Origin of the sequence: Halomonas sp. H5, assembly GCF_050613175.1 — a bacterium.
GTDB classification, from domain to species: Bacteria; Pseudomonadota; Gammaproteobacteria; order Pseudomonadales; family Halomonadaceae; genus Bisbaumannia; species Bisbaumannia salifodinae.
Genome location: NZ_CP192510.1, coordinates 939724 through 961069, shown reverse-complemented (window position 1 = coordinate 961069; position 21346 = coordinate 939724). Strand labels below are relative to the sequence as shown.

Here is a 21346-nt window from a genome sequence, read left to right as displayed (position 1 = left end):
CCGCCATGCTGAAATCGCCATCCCCGGATGGCCATCCCGACCTGGAGCCGAGTTATGGCCGCAACGCCGTTACCGCTGGAAGTTCGTAATATCAAGAAACGCTTCGGCGACGCCGAGGTGCTCAAGGGCCTCTCCCTGCAGGCCAAGAAAGGCGACGTCATCACCCTGATCGGGGCCTCCGGCTCCGGCAAGAGCACCTTCCTGCGCTGCATGAATCTGCTGGAACAACCCGACGAGGGCGACCTGATCGTGCATGGCGAGGAGATCCGCTTCAAGCACACCAAGCAGGGTCGCGAGCCCGCCGACTGGAAGCAGGTGGTGCGCATGCGCGCCAAGCTCTCGATGGTCTTCCAGGGCTTCAACCTCTGGTCGCATATGACCCTGCTGGAGAACATCATCGAGGCCCCGGTGCATGTGCTGGGCAAGCCCAGGAAGGAGGCCATCGACCAGGCCCACGCCTTGCTCGAGCGGGTCGGCCTGTCGCATCGCGCCAAGGCCTATCCGGCGCAGATGTCCGGTGGCCAGCAGCAGCGCGGCGCCATCGCCCGGGCCCTGGCCATGGACCCGGAGGTGATGCTCTTCGACGAGCCCACCTCGGCGCTGGACCCGGAGCTCGTGGGCGACGTGCTCAAGGTGATGCGCGACCTGGCCGAAGAGGGCCGCACCATGGTGGTGGTGACCCACGAGATGAGCTTCGCCCGGGACGTCTCCAGCCAGGTGATCTACCTGCACCAGGGCCTGGTCGAGGAGGCCGGCGCGCCCCGGGACGTGCTGGACAACCCGCAATCGCCGCGCCTCCAGCAGTTCCTGGCGCCCAAGTACTGAGCGGGAGACGACCATGCTAGACCTTCACGGCTACGGCCCGCGGCTGCTGGAAGGCGCCGGGGTCACCCTGCAGCTGGCGGTTCTGTCGCTGATCCTGGCCCTGGTGCTGGGCCTGCTGGCGGCCAGCGCCAAGATGTCCCGCAACTGGCTGCTGCACAAGATCGCGACCCTCTACACCACCATTATCCGCGGGGTCCCCGATCTGGTGCTGATGCTGCTGCTGTTCTTCGGCGGCCAGATGGGCCTCAACCTGCTGACCGATACCCTCTACGACCACACCGGGCTCGACTGGTACGTTAACCTCAACGCCTTCGCCGCCGGGGTGCTGACCATCGGTTTCATCTTCGGCGCCTATATGTGCGAGACCTTCCGCGGCGCCTTCCTGGCCGTGGAGCATGGGCAGATCGAGGCGGGCAAGGCCTACGGCATGAGCAACTGGCTGGTGTTCCGGCGCATTCGCTTCCCGCAGATGATGCGCCATGCCCTGCCGGGGCTCTCCAACAACTGGATGGTGCTGCTCAAGACCACCGCCCTGGTCTCGATCATCGGCCTGACGGACATGGTGCGGGTCGCCGCCGAGGCCTCCCGCGCCACCCATGAGCCCTTCACCTTCCTGATTCCGGTGGCCGTTATCTATCTGTTGATCGCCAGCGTCTCCGAGTGGGCCTTCGCCCGCCTGCAGAAGCGCTACGACGTCGGCTTCGGGGAGCACTGACCATGGAACTCACGACCTGGCTCAATGAGCTGCTATCCGACAACCTGATCTTCACCCCCCAGACCCTGGGCTATTACTGGGAAGGCCTGGTCACCACCACCCAGCTGGTGTTCCTGTCGCTGCTGGCGGGGCTGGTGCTGGCGGTGCCCCTGGCCATCGGGCGCAGCTCCGGGCGGCGCTGGATCAGCCTGCCGATCTACGCCTACACCTATGTGTTCCGCGGCACACCGCTGCTGATTCAGCTCTATATCATCTACTACGGGGTGGTGTTCTTCGACGGCATTCAGGAGACCTTCCTGTGGCCGATGCTGCGCGAGGCCTTCTATCCGGCGCTGATCGCCTTCACCCTCAATACCGCGGCCTATACCACCGAGATCTTCCGTGGCGCCATCAAGGCGACCGCCAGGGGGGAGATCGAGGCGGCCCGGGCCTACGGCATGTCCAATGCCCTGATGATGCGCCGCATCATCCTGCCCAGCGCCTTCCGCCGCGCCCTGCCGGCCTACGGCAACGAGGTGATCTTCATGCTGCATGCCAGCGCCATTGCCAGCGTGGTGACCCTGATGGACCTCACCGGGGCGGCGCGCTTCGTCTATGCGCGCTTCTATGCGCCCTTCGAGGCCTTCCTGTTCGTCGCGGCGATCTACCTGTGCCTGACCTTCGCCATCCTCTACCTGTTCCGTTACCTGGAGAAGCGCCTGCTGGCCCACCTCAAGCCGGCCTGAACCCGCCGGTCTGAACCCGCCGGCCCAGGCCGGCGTCAAACAAACGTTGGGAAATTGGCTCTATCCCCCTTCCGGGGCTCGCCAAGCTGCGTTACCGTGACCTTGATCGATAACCCCGGTTCAATCCCCTATAACAACAGGGAAACGCACCATGAAAAAACTGCTTACCATCTCTCTCCTCGGTGCCGCCATCGTGGCCGGCACCGCCCAGGCCCGTGATTACGACCATGTCCGCTTCGGCGTCGACGTGCCCTACGAGCCCATGGAATACCGCACGCCGGAAGGCGAGCTGATCGGCTTCGATATCGACCTGGGCAACGCCCTCTGCGAGGAGATGGGCATCACCTGCGAGTGGGTCGAGCAGGAGTGGGACGGCATCATCCCCGGCCTGCTGGCCCGTAACTACGACGCCATCATGTCCTCCATGTCCATCAACGACGAGCGCCGCCAGACCGTGCGCTTCTCCGACTCCTACATCACCATTCCCGGCGCCTGGTTCGCCCCCGCCGACAGCAGCCTGGAGGCGATCGACGAGGAGAGCCTGGCCGGCAAGAGCATCGGCGTGCAACGCGGTACCACCTACGACAACTACGCCACCGATGCCTACGGCAGCATCGCCACCATCAACCGCTACTCCACCGCCGACGACATGGTGCTGGACCTGGATGCCGAGCGCCTGGATATCGTCTTCCTCGAGTTCGTGGTCGGCCAGTCCACCCTGCTCAACAGCGACGACGGCGACTACCGGGTGGTCGGCGAGATGGTCACCGAGCCCGAGGAGTACTTCGGTGAAGGCTTCGGCATCGCCTTCCGCCCGCGCGACGAGGCCCTGGCCGAGCGCTTCAACGAGGCCCTGGCCACCCTCAGGGAAGACGGCACCTACGACGAAATCCTGCAGCGCTACTTCGGCGACGAGTAAGCCCGGCACTCGCTCGACCCCCGGCCAAGGTCGGGGGTTTTTTGTGCCCGGCCGGCGCCTTAGCCGTGGGCACCGGGCAGATGGGCACCCTCCCCCGCTGCGGGCAACTCGTCCTCGCCCAGGGGACGGGAGAGCTCGCGAAGTATCCCGCAGGCCTCGGCCTCGGACTCGCCGTTGCAGCGTGCCCTCAGGGTCGCCAGGGCCGTCTCCAGGGCCTGGAGCTGGCAGATCCGCGCCGCCACATGGGCCAGGTGCGCGTCGATCAGGCCATTGACCTCGTGGCAGGGCCGCTCGGGATGGTCGTGATAGGCCAGCAGGGTGCGGATCTCCTCCAGGGTCATGTCCAGGGCCCGGCAATGGCGAATAAAGGCCAGCCGCTCGGCATGACGCTGGTCATACTGGCGGTAGTTGGCGGCGCTGCGGGCAGGCGCCGGCAAGAGCCCCTCCCGCTCGTAGTAGCGAATGGTCTCCACGCCGCAGCCGCTCTGGCGGGCCAGCTCTCCGATACGCATCCTCGTCCTCCTCCGGTTTATCCGCTGGGCTTCCTCGAATCGAATCGCTGAAGGGCGCTGGGGGCAGGATGGAGCGGGGGTTTTTTGCCATGGATGGCAAAAGTAGCGCCCAGGGAGGGGTTCACAGCGCCCCGCGACGACCTGCCCCCAGGGTAGCCCCGGATCACAGAGTTAACTGCGATAGCCCAGGGCTCCCTCTCCCCTCTTGACCCTGTAGTGGCTACAGGGTGTGTACTCTGAGCCTACCCCAAGCTCACCAGGGAGTCACACGGATGACCACCTCCTGCTGCGGCGGCCGCCCCCAGGCGACCACCGACAAGACGCCGCTACCCGACGATGCCCGGACCCTGCGCCTGCATATCGCCGCCATGGACTGCCCCACCGAGGAGGCGCTGCTGCGCCGCGCCCTGGCCGACGAACCGGGCATCCTGGCGCTGCGCTTCGACCTGATCCGTCGGGTGCTGACCGTCGCCCACGACGGCGCCGACGAGGCCGGCATCCAGGCGCGGATCGCCGCCACCGGCATGAGCGCCGAGCCGCTGGAGGATGCGACCGCCAGCGCCCCGGCCTCGCCGCCCGCCGAGGGCTGGGGCCGGCTGGGCCTGGCTGCCGTCCTGGCGCTGGCCGCGGAGCTGCTGCACTGGTTCGCCCCGGCGCTTGGCTGGGCACCGCCCCTGCTGGCCCTGGCCGCCATCGGCCTGGCCGGGCTGACCACCTGGAAGAAGGGCTGGATCGCCCTGCGCCACCGCAGCCTGAATATCCACGCGCTGATGAGCGTGGCGGTGACCGGGGCCCTGCTGATCGGCCAATGGGCCGAGGCGGCCATGGTGCTGGTGCTCTTCACCCTGGCCGAGCGCATCGAGGCGCGCTCCCTGGGCCGCGCCCGGGACGCCATCCGCGGCCTGCTCGACCTGGCCCCGGCCACGGCCCGGGTGCGCCAGGACGACGGCGACTGGCAGGAAGTGGCCGCCGAGGCGGTAGCCATCGGCAGTCGAGTGCGGGTGCGCCCCGGCGAGCGGGTGCCCCTGGACGGCGAGATCCTCAGCGGCCGGAGCGCCCTGGACGAGTCACCCATCACCGGCGAGGGCTTGCCCCGGGACAAGGGGCCGGGGGATGCCGTCTTCGCCGGCACCATCAACCAGCAGGGGGAGTTCGACTACCGCACCACCCGGCGGGCCGATGACACCACCCTGGCGCGGATCATCCACGCGGTGGAGGAGGCCCAGGCCAGCCGCGCCCCCACCCAGCGCCTGGTGGATCGCTTCGCCGCCGTCTATACGCCTCTGGTGTTCGCCCTGGCCATCGTCACCGCCCTGGCCTGGCCGCTGTTCGGCGGCGCCTGGCTGGAGGGCATCTACCGGGCCCTGGTGCTGCTGGTGATCGCCTGCCCCTGCGCCCTGGTGATCTCCACCCCGGTGACCATCGTCAGCGGCCTGGCCGCGGCGGCCCGTTCCGGCATCCTGGTCAAGGGCGGCCACTTCCTGGAGCAGGGCCATCGCCTGACCTGGCTGGCCTTCGACAAGACCGGCACCCTCACCGAAGGCAAGCCTCGACTGCACCATTGGGAGGCCTGGGACGCGCAGGACGCGGGCGACAACGGCGAGTCGCCAGCGGGGCTGGCCCGGGCCCTGGCCGGGCGCTCCAATCACCCGGTCTCCCGTGCCCTGGCGGCGGCACTATTCGAAGAGCCATTCGAGGAGCCATCCGCAGCGCTTTCCGACGGGCTGGCCGAGACCCCAAACGCCGTCGTCGAGCGCCCCGGCCTGGGCGTGGAGGCGAGCCTCGGTGAGCGCCGACTATGGCTGGGCAATCGCCGCCTGGCGAGGGAGCATGGCGTCGAGGCGAGTCTCCTGGAGGCGCGCCTGGCGCCCCTGGAGGCCCGGGGGCAGAGCCCAGTGATCCTCGGCGAGGCCGCCCGCCCCCTGGCGCTGTTCGCCGTCAGCGATCCCCTCAAGGCCGGCAGCCGCGGGGCGATCGCCGCCCTGCACCGCTTGGGCATCCAGACCCTGATGCTCTCCGGCGACAACCGCCATAGCGTGGCCGCCATCGCCGCCGAGGCCGGCATCGACGAGGCCCGGGGGGAGCTGCTCCCCGAGGACAAGCTGCGCCTGATCGAGGAGAAGGCAGCCAACGCCAGCATCGGCATGGTCGGCGACGGCATCAACGACGCCCCGGCCCTGGCCCGGGCCGATATCGGCTTCGCCATGGGCGGCGCCGGCAGCGACGCCGCCATCGAGACCGCCGACGTGGCGCTGATGGACGACGACCCACGCAAGCTGCCGCGCTTCGTCGCCCTCTCCCGGGCCACCCGGCGGGTGCTGATCCAGAACATCGCCTTCGCCATCGCCATCAAGGTGATCTTCCTGGGGCTCGCCTTCAGCGGCCACGCCACCCTGTGGATGGCGGTCTTCGCCGATATGGGCGCCAGCCTGCTGGTGGTGGCCAACGGCCTCAGGCTGCTAAAGCAGGCTCCGGATGAGTAGTCCGTCGAGAAGTCACGGCGAGGTGTCAGGTCCCGGATGATCGAGGTAGCAATAGATATCCAACTCTGTCGACGCGGGCGCTACCGTCGTAAAGGCGCAGCATGGCATGGGACTCGCCCTGCTGCGCAGCCAGGTGGTACCAGGCGGCTTGAGTCAGTCCCATAGCTTCTCCGCCTGCTTGCCGGAATCTTGTGCCTGACCATCCTCGCTGGCCGGCTCGGACGCTCGCGGCTCCTGATTGTCGCCTCTGGCTTTCACGCCATCGGGCAGAAGCAGGGTGCGGGTCGGGAAGGCCACTTCCGCACCATGGCTCTCGATGATATCGCTGATCTTGAGCAGCACATCTTCTTTGACTTCATGGAACCGGACCCACTGGGTGGTCTTGGTAAAGGTGTAGACCATGATGTCCAGCGATGACGCATTGAAAGCCAGGAAATTCACGATCAATGTCTTATCGGCCGCAATATCCTCATGCCTCTTAAGCATGTCACGAATCTCATCCACGATTTGCTTCATGGCATGGACGTCCGCGTAGCGTATGCCGATGGTTTCCGAGATACGGCGGTTGGTCATGCGGGATGGGTTCTCCACCGCTATGGTGGTGAAGGTGGCATTAGGAACGTAGAGCGGGCGCTTGTCGAAGGTACGAATCGTGGTGAGTCGCCAGCCAATATGCTCCACCGTACCTTCAATGTTCCTGTCAGGCGAGCGCACCCAGTCGCCCACCTTGAAGGGGCGGTCCAGATGGATGATGAAACCCCCGAAAAAGTTTGCCAGCAGGTCTTTAGCCGCGAAACCAACGGCGATACCGCCTACACCGCCAAAGGCCAACACGCCGGAAATGCTGAACCCGAGGGTCTGCAATACGGTCAGCACCGCGGTGATGATCACTACTGCCCGCAGCAGCTTGCTGATCGCGCTCACCGTGGTGTAATCCATCGGTTGACGAACCTTCATCGGAGACGTCAGGATCTTTTCCGCCTCCTTTGCCAGCCTGAGCAATGCCCAGACCAGAACCCAGACAAAACCGATCTGCAGCAGGGTACCGTTAGCCTTGAAGATTTCGGCGTCGGAGAAGCGATGGGCAACCTCCGCCGCCCAATAGACGCCTTGCAACCAGATAAACGCCTCCACCGGCTTGCAGACGGCATGGAGAACCGCGTCGTCCCAGAGGTTTTGGGTTGCGCTGAATTTATCTTCCAGCACAGCGATCACACGGGACGCGATAAATGCGGCGGTAGCCGTTGCGAACACCAGCATGAAGACCAGAATACCGGCGCGCCATCCCTCCGAAAGCATTCCGAAATCTTTGATCCAGCCATTCAAAATGCTTAACGTATCTCCGACCATCGTTCCCTCTAGACGATATCATGTAATGGACAAACACCCATGCCTCAGGCACCAAGCATTCAAATATTCCCGCAGCGCTCTGACCGTGCACTCGAACAACATAACACGGCGGACGCTCAGGCCAGAGGCCTTCGAGGCCCGAATGATCGCTTAGATTGGTGTCCACCAATGTTGGGTAAGATCAGACGATGCTCAGCAGACGTTGTATAGCTCCCGGCATAATCGATCAGTAACCAAAGCGCGGTGGAAATCTCGAAAGCGGCGGTTCGCGGCCAATCCATTCAGCTCCGGCTAACTCCTCAGCCTCCCGGCGTTCTGCATCGCTAATAAGCTCGCGACGCAACTGCAAGCTTCTCCTCGAGCTAGTTCCATCCACTTCCTGATCGATTGCATAGTAAATGGTCCATCCTTTTACTAAATCCTGATCCACTTGACAGATAGAATCCCTCTCGGGCTCCATGTAGCAGTTTCCAAGCCACTGCCTGCCATTGATATGCCCATTATCAGATGCTTGTACATACCAGTACCAAGCATCTTCATAACGCTCTAGGTTAGCTAGCACGGATGCAAGCTCATTCATCGCCGGCACATAGCCCTGCTCCGCTGCCCGACGGAACCATTCCTCGGCGGCGCTCACCCGGCGACCATTGGTCAGATACCAGCCGCGTCCGCTAAGGATCTGCCGCCCCAGGAGGGTCTGGGCCTCAGGCTGGCCGGCCTCGGCGGCACGCTCCAGCCATTCGCCGGCCCGGCGCGATGCTTCGAACATGCGCTGGATGTGGTACATCGCCAGCATGGCATCGGGATCGCCGGCCTCGGCCTGGGGCTGGGTAATGGCCAGGGCGGCATGGTGCCAGTCCTCGAAGCCCTCGGGGCAGCGATCGCCGGCGGTGCAGGCGCCACCTCGAAACAGCTGCAGCATGGAGTATGCATCGCCTTCTGCTGCGGCTTTTAAATACCATTCCATGGCTGCCCGGGTCAGCCCCATCATCTGCTGTCGCCGCTCCGCCTCTCCCATGTAGTACATGGCCTCGACATCGCCCGCTTCCGCGGCTTGCCGAAGATAGGGCATGGCTGCCGTGGAATGTCCGATATTATAGAGCCGCATCCCCTCGTTCTTGGCGGCTTGCGCCTCGGGCTCCAGGGCCCAGGCGCTTATCGGCAGTACCAGCAGGACGATAAGCAGCCAGCGTGATATAGGCGCTAACATGACGGATCAGTAACCAAAGCGTGGCGGAAAGCGCGAGAGTGGGGGCTCGCGGCCGATCCATTTTTCTTCTGCGAGAACTTCTGCACCTTCGACTTGAGCATCAGTTAGCCGATCTCTATATAGCCGTTTCGCACCACGTATTTGCCCAGCACCTTGAGTTTCAATATCGATGGCATGCAATACTGCCCATCCTTCTATTAAGTCTTCCTCATATGAGCAAACGGGGTCGTCCTCAGGCTCCAAGTAGCACATGGCAATCCCAAGGCGGGCGTCATAGCTCCCATTATTCGAGCCTTCTTGAACCCAATCCCAAGCCTCATCATATGCTTCTATATCACCTAAGACTCTTGAAAGGCTTTCCATCCCTCGCACATAGCCCTGCTCCGCCGCTTGGCGGAGCCATTCCTCGGCGGCGCCAAGCCGGCGGCTATTGGTCAGATACCAGCCGCGTCCGTTAAGGATCTGTCGCCCCAGGAGGGTCTGGGCCTCGGGCTGGCCGGCCTCGGCGGCGCGCTCCAGCCATTCGCCGGCCCGGCGTGATGCCTCGAACATGCGCTGGATATGGTACATCGCCAGCATGGCATCGGGATCGCCGGCCTCGGCCTGGGGCTGGGTAATGGCCAGGGCGGCATGGTGCCAGTCCTCGAAACCCTCGGGGCAACGATCGCCGGCGGTACAGGCGCCACCCTGGAAGAGCCGCAGCATGGCATAAGGGTCGCCTTGTTCGGCGGCTTGCAGATACCACGCCATGGCCCTTAGAGACAGACCGCGATCCAACAGGCGTGTTGCCTCCCCCAGGTAGTACATGGCATCGACATCGCCGGCTTCTGCGGCGGGTTCCAGATAGGGCTGCATTTCGATCCACTCGGAAATGCCCCATAGCCGCATTCCTTCATCCTTGGCGGCCTGGGTCTCGGGATCCAGGGCCCAGGCACTTATCGGCAGTACCAGCAGGGCGATGATCAGCAAGCGTGGCATAGGCGCTAACATGATGGGTCAGTAACCAAAGCGCGGGGGAAAGTTGGAAAGCGGCGGCTCACGGCCGATCCATTCTTCTTCTGCCAAGGCCTCAGCTTCAGTTACCTCTTCATCAGTAAGAAGGTCGCGGTTTCGCCGCATATTGCCTATTGCTGACTGGTTACTTGTTTCCAAAGCCATAGCATGCAAGATAGCCCAACCTTTGACTTTATCTTGCTCATTTTGGCATCTATCACTCCATGTGGGGTCAAGGTAACACCATCCCACACCAAACCGTCTATCCATATGCCCGGCCTGTGATGCGGCTTGCATCCATTCCCAGGCTTCGTCATAGCGCTCTTGAGCAATGAGTGCAGAAGCAACACCACTCATCCCAGGCACATAGCCCTGCTCCGCCGCTTGGCGGAACCATTCCTCGGCGGCGCTCACCCGGCGACCATTGGTCAGATACCAGCCGCGTCCGCTAAGGATCTGCCGCCCCAGGAGGGCCTGGGCCTCGGGCTGACCGGCCTCGGCGGCGCGCTCCAGCCATTCGCCGGCCCGGCGCGATGCCTCGAACATGCGCTGGATATGGTACATCGCCAGCATGGCATCGGGATCGCCGGCCTCGGCCTGGGGCTGGGTAATGGCCAGGGCGGCATGGTGCCAGTCCTCGAAGCCCTCGGGGCAACGATCGCCGGCGGTGCAGGCGCCGCCTCGAAACAGCTGCAGCATGGAGTATGCATCGCCTTCTGCTGCGGCTTTTAAATACCACTCCATGGCTGCCCGGGTCAGCCCCATCATCTGCTGTCGCCGCTCCGCCTCTCCCATGTAGTACATGGCCTCCACATCGCCCGCTTCCGCGGCTTGCCGAAGATAGGGCATGGCCGCCGTGGAGTGCCCGATATTATAGAGCCGCATCCCCTCGTCTTTGGCGGCCTGGGTCTCGGGATTAAGGGCCCAAGCAACGATGGGAAAGATCAATACCGCCATCAGTAGGCCGGTTTTTACTGTCTTGCGCATAAGATTAGCTGTCCGTATCTGCATAAACGGCAAAGGTCCCTCTAGGAGATGTGCGTAGCTGGCAGTAATCATCCACCTCTTGGCCCAATCGATAAGAGATATCATCATATCTATCTCTGGCGTCAGCGGCTTGGCCGCTATCAGTTCTTACCTGTTTCATAAATTGATCCAGCCGATAGCGATTCTGGCAATAGGCCGTGCCCCAGCCGTGCGCCTCGTCATAGGTGCCATCCAATGACATTCGCGCCACCGCACGCTCGAAGAGGTGCTGAGCCTGGGCGCGGTCGTAGTGGTGGCTGGTGGTATAGCCCTCCTCCAGCCAGCCCAGGCAGTTGTTGATGGCGATCTGCTGCAAGTCGATGGCCTGGTCGCGTTCGTCGCTGGTATAGCCGCGCCGGCCGGGCGGGGTCGCCAGGGTATTGAGTAAGGGCCCTAATGCTTCTGGGGACAGGTTCCTGATCCAGGTAGCTAGCTGAGCCGCTTGTTCAGGGTTGCCTGCCGCATCGACAATAGCGTAAGCGATCACCCCCGCCCGCTCACCCTGGGTCATCAGGTCGTAGAGACGCTGGATCCCGTCCAGGCCGCGGGCGGCGAGCAGGCCGATATCGAGCAGGGTGGTGGCGCCCAGGTAGGCCAGCCGGCTCATGGCCTGGAAGGCGTCGCGGTCCACCCAGTCGACGAAGGCGTAGTCGTTGTCGCGCAGCGCCTGGCTGAGCATCATAAACCACAGGTCCAGTTGCTTGAGGTCCAGCTCCATGGCGATCTGGCCGCCCACGCCCAGGCCCGCCACGACCTTGGCCTTGAAGTAGGCGACGAACTTGCCTTGGTGGATACCCAGGCGCAGGCCGAGCTCGCCGCTGATACCGCCTGCGGCTTCCAGGCCCAGCACGGCATGGCCCAGGCTGCGCCAGGCGTTGAGTTCGGCCTGCTGATTGCTCAGGGTCAGCCAGTCGCGGTCGGCCAGTTGCGGGAGTTGCCGGGTGATATCGGCCGGCGGCGCCCAGCGCATGCTGCAGCGCGTGTTGACCCCCACCTTGGCACCGATAAAGGCCTTGAAGACGCCTCCCTCGGCTTCGCGCCGGACCCGGTCCAGCCCAGTGAGCTTGAGGCCATTGTGATCGAAACCCATCCCGGCCTCGGCCGTCAGCGCCAGGGTGGCGCCGGCGAAGCCCTTGGCGACCGCGGCCACTTGCAGTGAGTAGCGGCCTAGGTTGCGGATTTCGTTCTCGCGTTGCGTCAGTACGGCTTCAAACGGCTGGGCGTCGCGCTCGTGGGGAAGGTGCAGCGTACCCAGGCTGATCTCGCCACGCGCCAGGCTGTAGGTGCCCTTGAGTTCCAGCTCCAGCTTGGCAGCGCCGCTGGAGCGGGCGTCGTGGCGTTCGGAATAGCGCCAGGGCGTACTCACGGAGCCAACACCTCCCAGGTCACGCTCGATGCTCCCTTCATCGCGGTATTCACGCTTGGTGGATAGCGCGGCCCCGGCCTGGGAACCCCCTTGCCACTCGAAGAACTCCAGTGATGCCTCGCGATCGATCAGGGTCACCGGTTCGTCGAGGTGGATATCCAGCGCCTCGTTCAAGGCGGCGTGGGGCATGCCCACCAGGCGCAGCATCTGGGCCTGGGCACTGGCGTCGAACAGGCGCAGGCGTTCACGGCTGGGCCCGGTGAAGAGAATGCGCTGCAGCGTTTCCGCCCAGGCATTCTTGGCCTCCTCCTCCCGCAGGGAAGCCACGTCATGCCCCTGGGCGTCGAGATAGTCGAAGAAGGCCTCGGGGAGGAAGAAGCCGAGCTTCTCCTCGAACCAGTCGGCGCGCCGCTCGATGCGCTCGCAGCCACGCCGGGCCATCCAGTTGGACAGGGCCATTTCATTGGCCTCCCAGAGGGTGGCGGGCAGCACGCCGTCTTGCTCCAGGTCACGCAGCAGCGCCGGACGCTCCGCGTCGCGCACGTCGCGCAGCAGGTGGCGAAGGCTAACATGACTCAGCGCCTGCTCGGCACGCGGCGAGCTAAACTCGCGCAGCGGGAAGTCCTTGCGAACCAGGACGTCGATGACCTGGCGGCGATACCCCAGCGCATGGCGCTGGTCGCTGATATCCGCTTGCCAGAACAGCACCCGCCGAGGCCGCATGCGTTCCACCTGTGACTCGGCCAGCTGGTAGAGCACGTCCAGTTGCACCACCAGCCGATTGAAGGCCGCACGCTCCTCCTCGAAGAGGTGGATGGGCAGCTCCGTGCGCCGCGCGGTGGCCGTGGCCCACTGATCGAGTTTGGCCTCTATCTCCTCGAACAGCGTCGAGGCCTCCTTCAGCCGGCGATTGTAATAATCGAATGCCTCGAGACCGGGCTCCAGGTCGAGGGAGGTGGCGTCTGTCGATGCATCGGCCAGGGCCCACTCGGGCGTGGCGACCCCCAGGGTGGCCAAGGCCAGAATGCTGTCGCAATAGGCCCGCTGGTCGGCATCGAGACGCTCGGCTTCGCTACTGATGAAGTCGCCGATGACGGCGCAGCGCGAGGAGTCCTTGGGTGACATCGACTCGCAGTCGGCGAGGAAGGCCTGGTATTCCACCAGCGCCTGTCGCACCGGCAGCAAGGTGCCCGGCTGGTCGACGGAGGCGGTATCCTGGATGACGGCGGCCCGGCACTGCCGATAGGTTTCCAGCGCCTGCTCGATCTCCGCTTCCCAGGGCCCGTAGTAGCCGCTGCCTTCGAGGAGATAGCCCTGCTGTCTGGCCGCCTCCCGGCCCTGCTCACGTAGCACATTCATGGCCAGGGTGGCGTCGTCGCGAGCCCGCAGCGTGTGATGGTACTGAATACCAGCGTGCTCGCGCTCGTGGGCATTGCGCCGGCCAGGCGCATGCATGGCGCGGTACCACTCGGCGGACTCGGCCTCGAGCCTGACGACATCGGCTTCGTGCTGTTCGTAGCGTTCCCGCTGGGCCTGGCTCAGGAAATTGATCGGGCTGGCGGGCAGGAAACACTCCAGCAGCCCGGCATCCGTATTGAGGTGCTCCAGGCGCTGGATGGGGTCTTCCACGCTCACCCAGCCGGCCAGTTCCTCGGCGGCATCATGCAGGGCCCTGGCCACCTCCTCGGTAAGCAGCCAGAAGGTGCCGGTCCCGGTGAGATAGAGAATGTCGGCCCAGGGGGCCGCTTCGCAGGCCATCGGTTCGGAGGCTTCCTGTCCCCCCTCGTACGCAGGTGCCTGGAACTCGGGCAGCAACAGCGGGGCACGTTGGCTGCCAGGCCGTGTGTTCGATGTCATGAGAGGCGCTCCAATTCGCCGGTTTTTTGCACTGCGGTGAGGCTCGGATCGACCAAAATCGCTTGAGCGTCCCGCCAGGTGGCATCGTTGGCCTGACAAATCAGCGGCAACAGCCGTGTCTTGTCCCGCCCGTGCGTGATGCCACCCGTCGCAAGACGTATCAGGCGCTCCAGCCATTCCGGCGACAGCGCCGGAAGCGGTGTCTCGGTCGCCCGGCTGAGCCACCAGGCATGAGCGCTCTCCTTCAGGGCGAGTTCCAGCTCCTGGGTCAGCGGCAAGGCGTCGGCGTTACCGAGGCTATCGGCGGGCTGCCAGGCCAGCCAGTGCCGTTGCGGGGTCGGCGTGACGACCTGCCCCAGCGGCCCGCTGAACTGGGCGTAGGCGGTGTCGCTGCCGGCGGCGAGCAGCGCCGTCCCGGCGGCGGGATCCTGAATATTCACCAGCGACTGGCCGCCGTGAGGATCGTCGAGCACGAAGAAACGCCGCAGGTGATCGGCCAGGTCAGTCAGCGGGGTGGCGTGTGCCGGCTGGAAGACCCAGCCCCGGCGCTCTCCCATGCATAGCGCACCGAGGGCCTGCCAGGCCTCGCTGCCAACCTCCAGCTCGACGAGCCAGGGGCTCGCTTCCAGTAGCGGCGCCAGAGGCGTGCCGGCGAACAGGGTCAGGTAGTCGCGCCAGCCAGGCTGGCCCACCAGGGCGGCGCAGGCCTCGGAATAACGGCGCGGGTCGAGCACCAGATAGGCCGGCCGCTTTGCATCGACCCAGGCCGCCAGCTCCCCGCTGCCCCGGGTGCGCTCGGGGAGGCGGCTCAACCAGCCAGACATGGGCAGTCCTCCCGGGCGCATTGGGTGTCACTGATCTTGCCGCACAGCGGCATCAGGGCGGCCTCACTCAGTTGGAAGTCCTTGAGCCTGGGCAGGAGCGTAGGCGGAATCGCCTCATGGCTCTCCGCCAGCGTATGGCCTGGCAATAGCGGGGCCTCGGCGGCCTGGCCGCTGCCCGAACCGGGGCTGCCGCCGGCGTTGATCTTGACGCTGGGGCCGACGAGGGTCACGCCGCCGCCATCGAGCTTGAGGAAGCTGCCGCCGGCGTTCAGGGTCAGCTCGCTGCCGGCCTCCAGCACCACCTTATGGCCGGCCTTGATATGCAGCTCGCGGCCGCTCTCGCTGAGCCAGGCCTGGCCGGCCCGGACGTGCAGGCTGCCCTGGACGATCAGGTGCTGGCTGCCGTCGGTCTGCTCATGGCGGTTGCCGTGCACGGTCTGGTGGTCGTCGTTATCCACCTCGGCGATACGGTCACGGTGGATCGACAGGAAGCTATCGTTGCCGATCGCTTCGGTGCGGTCGTGGTTGGTCAGCAGCTCCAGGTCCTTCTGGGCGTGCAGCCAGATCTGCTCCTGGTCGGCCTGGTCCTCGAAGCGCAGCTCGTTGAAGCCCTCGCCCTGGTGGCTCTGGGTGCGCAGCACGGTGCGGGTCTTGTGCTCGGGCAGCGCATAGGGCGGGGTGTTGACCGCGTGGTAGGTGCGCCCGGTGATAATCGGTTGGTCGGGATCGCCTTCCAGGAAGCTGACGATCACCTCGTGGCCGATGCGCGGGATGGCCATGCTGCCGTAGCCGCCGCCGGCCCAGCCCTGGCTGACCCGCAGCCAGGCGCTGGCCGTCTCGTTGGGCTCGGCGTAGCGGTCCCAGGGGAACTGCACCTTGACCCGGCCGTGGGCGTCGCAGTGGATCTCCTCGCCCTCGGGGCCCACCACGAAGGCCACCTGGGGGCCGTCGACCCGGGGCCGCCGCGGCGGCTCGGGGCGCCAGGCGCGGTCGGCGGGGGCCAGCACCAGGGTGTTGTTGAGGGTGGTCAGGCCGTCGGCCTGGGCGGCCTCCTCCTCCAGGGCCTGGGGCTGGCTGCCGGTATGGACCACCGCCAGCACCTGCCAGTCGCGGTTCGTCTCCGCCAGGTCGTGGCCCTCGAGGGTGAAGCGGGTGCCGGGGGTCAGCTCCGGCAGGTCGCTCTCGGCCTCGGCGGTCAGCGCCTGGCGGCGCAGCGCCTCGAGGCGGATGCGGGTAAAGGCCGTGCCGGAGGCGTCGGCCTTGTAGCGGCCCGGGTAGTCGTAGTGCTCGTACCCTTGATCAACGACGCCACGTTGAGCGTGGGTCTCGAGGTCGGCGGCCATATGCTCATGAAGCTGGGCCTGGTGTAACTGTGAATAGCCCGGCTGCTTAAAGCTGTAGTCTTTCAGGGTCGCCGACGCCGGCCGGACCCGCGAGACCTGGCGCAGCTTGCGCAGATGGCGCTGGGGCGGGGTGCCGCCGGCGCGGCCATGGTAGGTGCGCGGCCCCAGGCCGCCCAGCACCTGGGGGTCGTCGGCGAACACCAGGCGGTGGGTGCCGCCCTCGGCGTCTTCGCCTCTCTCAAAGAACTCGTGGAAGAAGCACAGCCCCTCCTCGGCGGCCAGGCGCTGGATAAAGGCCAGGTCGCTCTCGCGGTACTGAACGCAGTACTCGCGCTGCTCGGGCTCGCGGGTCACGGCGAAGGCCACGTCGGTCAGGCCGCGCTCCTCGCACAGGGTGTTGATGATGGTCAGCGGTGAGACGCCCTGGAAGATCCGCGAGTTATGGCGCAGGCCGAGGCGCCACAGCGCCGGGCGAACCTCGAGGTGATAGAAGGTGCGGCGGTGGCCGCGGTCGCCGCGGGCGAACTCGCTGACGATGCCGTGGACGCGGCGCAGCGGCTCGCCATCCTGCCACACGGTCAGGCTGGCCTCGCGGTCGAGGAAGGCCTCGGCACTCAGCTCGCCGTCGCGGCTGGCGAACTGAATTTCCAGGCGGAAGGGCGCCGAGAGGGCCTCGTCGAGGGTGAAGTCGACCACCGCCAGGTCGAGGTCGGCGGCGCCGGCGAGGCTCAGGGTAAAGTGCAGTCCGCTTGCGTGGGCCATTCGGCGTCTTCCCTCCTGGAAGTCGAGTCACGTGGCATCTTCCGGCCACGACGGCTCAGCTTAACGTCTCTGATCGCTGAGGCAAGGGCGACGACAGGCTGACGCCAGGGCGCGTCTCCCCGCCCTGGCGTCAGCCGGCACACCGCGACGATGGCCGCCCGCGGGCGGCCATCCTGGAGCTTACGACTCCAGCGGCGCGCGCCAGTCGTCGGAGCCGGAGGTGCCGGCCACGGTGTGCTCCCAATCGATCTTGCGATAGGCCAGGGAGACGTCCATCAGCTGGGTGAACTCGGACTGGGTGGCGTCCTGGGCATGCGGCATGCGCAGGTTGATATCGACGATGGTGGCGTCGGTCAGGGAGGTGGTGAAGAAGTGCTCCTGACGGCCCTCCACGGAGGTGCGGTACCACTTCAGCTCGACGGTCGGCAGCATCTCGCCGGAGGCCAGGGCGTTGTACATCAGCGGCACGGCCTTGTTGAGGGCCACAGTGAAGATAAACGGCTTGTGGGCACGCTGGCCGGCGGGCTGGCCGGACTGCGGGTCGGTGGGCACGGTGACGATGTGCTTGAACTCCTGCACCAGCATCTCGTCTTCGTGGCCTTCCACGTAGATGTTGCCCACGGAATCCGGGGTGAAGGCGCCGGCGGTGATATGGCCCTGGGTCTGACCGTGGATGCTGATATAGCAAGGTGTCGGCATGAGTCTGCTCCTTGACGGTATAAGAAAAATGTCCTGGGGACGCCAGTTATAGGGCAGAAGTCATGCCAATGACGATAAAGTCATTATTAATCAATAAACTATATCTTTTTAACTTATCGATAACGCCCCATCCGGGCAATGGATTGCCAAAAATCGGGCCATTTCTTGCCTCGCGAGCAAGAAATGGCCCGATTGATGTTTCCGGGGAGTGATCGAGGGTGACGGGAGTTACAAAGAAGCCCCACCCTCCCGGCGCTCGACGCCCCGGCGCATAAAGTTGAGGATCCAGCGGGCCATCAGGGCGTCGTGCACCGGGGCATTGAGGGAGGCCTGGCCCTCGCGGACCCGGGCCTCGCCCACCAGGTCGCCACGCAGGGCCATCAGGTCCCGGGAGTAGGGCTTGGCGAACTCCGGGTGGCCCTGCACGCCGAGGAAGTGCTCGCCGACCTGCATCAGGTAGCAGGGGCAGAAGTCGCTGCCCCCCAGTACCCGGGTCTCGGGGGGCAGGCGCACTACCTGGTCCTGGTGGCTGACCACCAGGTTCAGCTCCGGCTGCCAGGGCGTCATCCACTCGGCCCGTTCGTCCAGGTGGTTGAAGGAGACGCCGACGCCCCAGCCCTTGGCGCTCTTCTCCACCTCGCCGCCCAGGGCCTTGGCGATCAGCTGGTGGCCGAAACAGATGCCCACCAGGGGCTTGCCGGCACGCCATAGCTCGCGCACGAAGGCCGCCAGGTCGTCGACCCAGGCCAGGCCGTCGTTGACGCCGAACTTGGAGCCGGTGGTCAGCCAGGCGTCCACCGCCTCAACCTCCTCGGGAATCTCGCCGTCCAGGCAGCGCCAGACGCAGAACTCCAGGTCGGGCTCGACGCCCGTAAGGAGCGCCTCGAACATCGCCGGGTAGTTGCCATGGGTGGCACGCAGCTCCGGCGCCACGTCATCGCATTGCAGCAGTCCAATATGTAACGCCATCCTGCCCTCCTTCTCGTTCCGGAGCGAGGCCATCGGATCCTTCTAGAGACTGCCCTCCACCGCCGCCACGAAGACGGCCCGATAGGCCTCGGCGTCGTGGGCGATGGGGTTGCTGGCCGCGGAGGGGTCCACCACCGCCATCTGGGCCACCTTGTCGGCCTGGCGGGCATCGATGCCCAGGGCCGCCAGGGTCGGCGGAATCTTCAGCCGCTCGCGCAGCTCCAGCACCCAGTCGATCACCGCCGCCGTGCCCGGCTGGCGCAGGTCCAGGTAGCGCCCCAGGCGCACCATGGGCTCGCCGATGGCCCGCTCGTTGGCGCGCAGCACATAGGGCATCAGCACCGCATTGAGGGTGCCATGGTGGGCATCGTAGAGGGCCCCCAGCGGGTGGGCCAGGGCATGCATGGCCCCCAGGCCGCGCTGGAAGGCGGTGGCCCCCATCATCGAGGCCACCAGCATGTTCATACGCGCCTCCAGGTCGCCGCCATCGGCATAGGCATGGAGCAGGTGGTCGCGGATGCGGCGCATGCCCTCCACGGCGATGCCCTCCGCCATGGGGTGGTAGTTGGGGGAACACCAGGCCTCCAGGCAGTGGGACAGGGCGTCCATGCCGGTGGCGGCGGTGATCGACGGCGGCAGGCCGGTGGTGAGTTCGGGATCGAGGATCACCGTGGCCGGCACCATGCCGGGGTGGAAGATAATGCGCTTCACATGGGCCTGCTCGTCGGTGATCACCGAGGCGCGGCCCACCTCGGAGCCGGTGCCCGCGGTAGTGGGAATCGCCACCACCGGGGCGATGGCCGCGGCGTCCGCCTGCCGCCAGTTGTCGCCCACGTCCTCCAGGGACCATAGCGACAGCCCCTCCCGCTGCCCCGCCATCAGCGCCACCGCCTTGGCGGCGTCCAGGGCCGAGCCGCCGCCGAAGGCGATCACCCCGTCGTGGCCCCCGTCGCGGAAGGCGGCCACCCCGTCCAGCACATTCTTGCCGGTGGGGTTGCCCTTGATGACGCTGAAGAGGGCGACGCCCAGCCCGGCGCCACGGCAGGCGGCCAGGGCATCGTGGACCATGGGCAGTTGCTCCAGGCCCGGGTCGGTGATAAGCAGCGGCGCCGCCATGCCCAGGGCCCGACAGGCCTGGGGCAGCTCGCGGATGCGCCCGGCGCCGGTGAGGATCCGCGCCGGATAGTTCCAGCTGGTGGTAAAGCGACTCATCTCGTCTTGGCTCATAGCGACCTCGCTTCTCCCGCTGTCCCCTTCAAGCTTAGGGCGTCAGGCATGTTTCAGATGGAAAGACTTGGGCCGGGTCAGGGTCTCGTAGCCGACCCGGGAGAGGCTGCAGCCGCGTCCCGAGCGCTTGACCCCGGTCCAGGCCAGCTCGGGATCCAGGTAGTCGCAGCGGTTGGCGAACACCGTGCCCGCCTCCAGCCGCGCCCCCAGGGCCGCGGCGGCCTCCAGGTCGCGGGTGAAGAGCGCCGCGGTGAGGCCGAAGTCGCTGTCGTTCATCAGCCGGATCGCCTCCTCGTCGTCCTCCACCGCCATCACCCCCACCACCGGGCCGAAGCTCTCCTCGCGCATCACCCGCATCGCGTGATCGACCCCGGTGAGCAACTGGGGCGCCAGGTAGGCACTGCCCGGCCGCGACAGCGGGTAGTCGCCGGGATCGATCCAGGCCCGCGCCCCGGCGGCCACCGCCTCCTCCACCTGGCTGCGCACGAAGTCCGCCGCCGCCGGCCGCACCAGGGGCCCCAGGGTGGTGGCGGGGTCGGTGGGGTTGCCGAGCCGCAGCTGGCCGAGCCAGGCCAGGGCCCGCTCCAGGAAGTCATCGAGGCGCTGGCGCTGCACATAGATGCGCTCGATGCCGCAGCAGCTCTGCCCCGAGTTGAAGAAGGCGCCGTCCATCACCCGGGGCACGGCGCTGTCCAGGTCCACGTCGCCGCGCAGGTAGGCGGGATCCTTGCCGCCCAGCTCCAGGCCAGTGGCGATAAAGCGCCCGGCGGCAGTGCGCTCGACCATGGCGCCGCCGGCCACCGAGCCGGTAAAGGCCACCTGGGCGATGCGCGCATCGCGGATCAGCGCCTCGGTGGTGGCATGGGCCAGGTGCAGGTGCTGGAAGACCCCTTCGGGCAGGCCGGCCTCGTCGAAGGCCTGCTGCAGGCGCTCGGCGCACAGCGGCGTCTGGGCGGAGTGCTTGAGGATCACCGCATTGCCCGCCATCAGCGCCGGCACCAGGGCGTTCACCGCGGTCATGAAGGGGAAGTTCCAGGGCGCGATGATCAGCGACACCCCCAGGGGCTCGCGGCTGATATAGCGGGTGAAGCCGGGCTTGTCGGGCAGGCGGATGGGCGCCAGGGCCGACTCGGCCAGGGCGATCATGGTCCGGGCGCGCTCCTCGAAGCCGCCGATCTCGCCGCCAGCCACGGCGATGGGGCGGCCCATCTGCCAGGTCAGCTCCTCGGCCAGGACATCGCGGCGCGCCACCATGGCATCCACCATGGCGGCGCAGTAGCGACCGCGCTCGGCGAGGCTCAGGGCCCGCCAGTCGCGCTGGGAGGCCACCGCCCGGTCGAGGGCCGCCTCGACCCGGGCCCCCTCGGCCAGCTCGCGCCGCACATAGATCGAGCCATCCACCGGGGAAATCGTTGTCTGCAGGGTCATCGCTTGTCCTCGTCCGTTTCGATGGATCATCGCGCACTAAAGGGCGCTCCTACGGCGACACCTGGTGCATGGATCATCGCGCACTGAAGTGCGCTCCTACGGCGACGCTTGCC

The 21346-nt window shown here is 66.1% G+C and carries 17 protein-coding genes; 5 read left to right on the top strand and 12 right to left on the bottom strand.

Annotated features, from left to right (window positions below):
* Window positions 1-54 precede the first annotated feature (54 nt).
* The 4 genes from ACQ1W9_RS04415 (at window position 55) to ACQ1W9_RS04400 (ending at window position 3184) form a co-directional block, all read left to right on the top strand.
* Window positions 55-825, top strand: a complete 771-nt coding sequence (locus ACQ1W9_RS04415; protein ID WP_431025509.1) for an ABC transporter ATP-binding protein — start codon at window positions 55-57, stop codon at window positions 823-825.
* Window positions 826-838: 13 nt separating this feature from the next.
* A complete protein-coding gene (locus ACQ1W9_RS04410) occupies window positions 839-1540 on the top strand; it encodes an ABC transporter permease (protein ID WP_431025508.1) in 702 nt (233 codons plus the stop codon).
* 2 nt (window positions 1541-1542) lie between these two features.
* Window positions 1543-2265 carry an ABC transporter permease gene (locus ACQ1W9_RS04405; RefSeq protein ID WP_346061665.1) on the top strand — a complete coding sequence of 241 codons (723 nt, stop codon included), beginning with the start codon at window positions 1543-1545 and terminating at the stop codon, window positions 2263-2265.
* Between the two features lie 151 nt (window positions 2266-2416).
* On the top strand, window positions 2417-3184 hold the full coding sequence (locus ACQ1W9_RS04400) for a transporter substrate-binding domain-containing protein (protein ID WP_431025507.1): 768 nt from the start codon (window positions 2417-2419) through the stop codon (window positions 3182-3184).
* Between the two features lie 59 nt (window positions 3185-3243).
* Here the strand turns inward: ACQ1W9_RS04400 and cadR are convergent, their stop codons facing one another.
* Window positions 3244-3696 carry a Cd(II)/Pb(II)-responsive transcriptional regulator gene (gene cadR / locus ACQ1W9_RS04395; RefSeq protein ID WP_431025506.1) on the bottom strand — a complete coding sequence of 151 codons (453 nt, stop codon included), beginning with the start codon at window positions 3694-3696 and terminating at the stop codon, window positions 3244-3246.
* Window positions 3697-3968: 272 nt separating this feature from the next.
* On the opposite strand from cadR, the gene ACQ1W9_RS04390 reads away from it, so the two are divergent.
* The gene (locus ACQ1W9_RS04390) at window positions 3969-6179 is read left to right on the top strand and encodes a heavy metal translocating P-type ATPase (RefSeq protein WP_431025505.1); all 2211 of its coding nucleotides are present in this window, start codon (window positions 3969-3971) and stop codon (window positions 6177-6179) included.
* Window positions 6180-6332: 153 nt separating this feature from the next.
* Here the strand turns inward: ACQ1W9_RS04390 and ACQ1W9_RS04385 are convergent, their stop codons facing one another.
* The 11 genes from ACQ1W9_RS04385 to ACQ1W9_RS04335 all read right to left on the bottom strand — a co-directional run bounded on the left by ACQ1W9_RS04385 (window position 6333) and on the right by ACQ1W9_RS04335 (window position 21233).
* Window positions 6333-7529: a mechanosensitive ion channel family protein gene (locus ACQ1W9_RS04385; protein ID WP_431025504.1), complete on the bottom strand. Its 1197-nt coding sequence runs from the start codon at window positions 7527-7529 to the stop codon at window positions 6333-6335.
* Window positions 7530-7755: 226 nt separating this feature from the next.
* The gene (locus tag ACQ1W9_RS04380) at window positions 7756-8739 is read right to left on the bottom strand and encodes a tetratricopeptide repeat protein (RefSeq protein ID WP_431025503.1); all 984 of its coding nucleotides are present in this window, start codon (window positions 8737-8739) and stop codon (window positions 7756-7758) included.
* 6 nt (window positions 8740-8745) lie between these two features.
* Window positions 8746-9717 carry a tetratricopeptide repeat protein gene (locus ACQ1W9_RS04375; protein WP_431025502.1) on the bottom strand — a complete coding sequence of 324 codons (972 nt, stop codon included), beginning with the start codon at window positions 9715-9717 and terminating at the stop codon, window positions 8746-8748.
* Between the two features lie 18 nt (window positions 9718-9735).
* Window positions 9736-10719, bottom strand: a complete 984-nt coding sequence (locus ACQ1W9_RS04370) for a tetratricopeptide repeat protein (RefSeq protein WP_431025501.1) — start codon at window positions 10717-10719, stop codon at window positions 9736-9738.
* A gap of 4 nt (window positions 10720-10723) precedes the next feature.
* A complete protein-coding gene (locus tag ACQ1W9_RS04365) occupies window positions 10724-13981 on the bottom strand; it encodes a hypothetical protein (RefSeq protein WP_431025500.1) in 3258 nt (1085 codons plus the stop codon).
* Window positions 13978-14805: a DUF4123 domain-containing protein gene (locus ACQ1W9_RS04360; protein ID WP_431025499.1), complete on the bottom strand. Its 828-nt coding sequence runs from the start codon at window positions 14803-14805 to the stop codon at window positions 13978-13980. Before ACQ1W9_RS04360 ends, ACQ1W9_RS04365 begins: the two co-directional genes overlap by 4 nt.
* Window positions 14790-16910, bottom strand: a complete 2121-nt coding sequence (locus ACQ1W9_RS04355) for a type VI secretion system Vgr family protein (protein ID WP_431025498.1) — start codon at window positions 16908-16910, stop codon at window positions 14790-14792. Before ACQ1W9_RS04355 ends, ACQ1W9_RS04360 begins: the two co-directional genes overlap by 16 nt.
* A gap of 180 nt (window positions 16911-17090) precedes the next feature.
* Window positions 17091-17609 carry an Hcp family type VI secretion system effector gene (locus tag ACQ1W9_RS04350; RefSeq protein WP_346061654.1) on the bottom strand — a complete coding sequence of 173 codons (519 nt, stop codon included), beginning with the start codon at window positions 17607-17609 and terminating at the stop codon, window positions 17091-17093.
* Between the two features lie 228 nt (window positions 17610-17837).
* Window positions 17838-18578, bottom strand: a complete 741-nt coding sequence (locus tag ACQ1W9_RS04345; protein ID WP_431025497.1) for a glutamine amidotransferase-related protein — start codon at window positions 18576-18578, stop codon at window positions 17838-17840.
* 42 nt (window positions 18579-18620) lie between these two features.
* Window positions 18621-19805, bottom strand: a complete 1185-nt coding sequence (locus ACQ1W9_RS04340) for an iron-containing alcohol dehydrogenase (RefSeq protein WP_431025496.1) — start codon at window positions 19803-19805, stop codon at window positions 18621-18623.
* A 42-nt stretch (window positions 19806-19847) separates the two neighbouring features.
* The gene (locus ACQ1W9_RS04335) at window positions 19848-21233 is read right to left on the bottom strand and encodes an aldehyde dehydrogenase family protein (RefSeq protein ID WP_431025495.1); all 1386 of its coding nucleotides are present in this window, start codon (window positions 21231-21233) and stop codon (window positions 19848-19850) included.
* Between the last annotated feature and the right edge of the window lie 113 nt (window positions 21234-21346).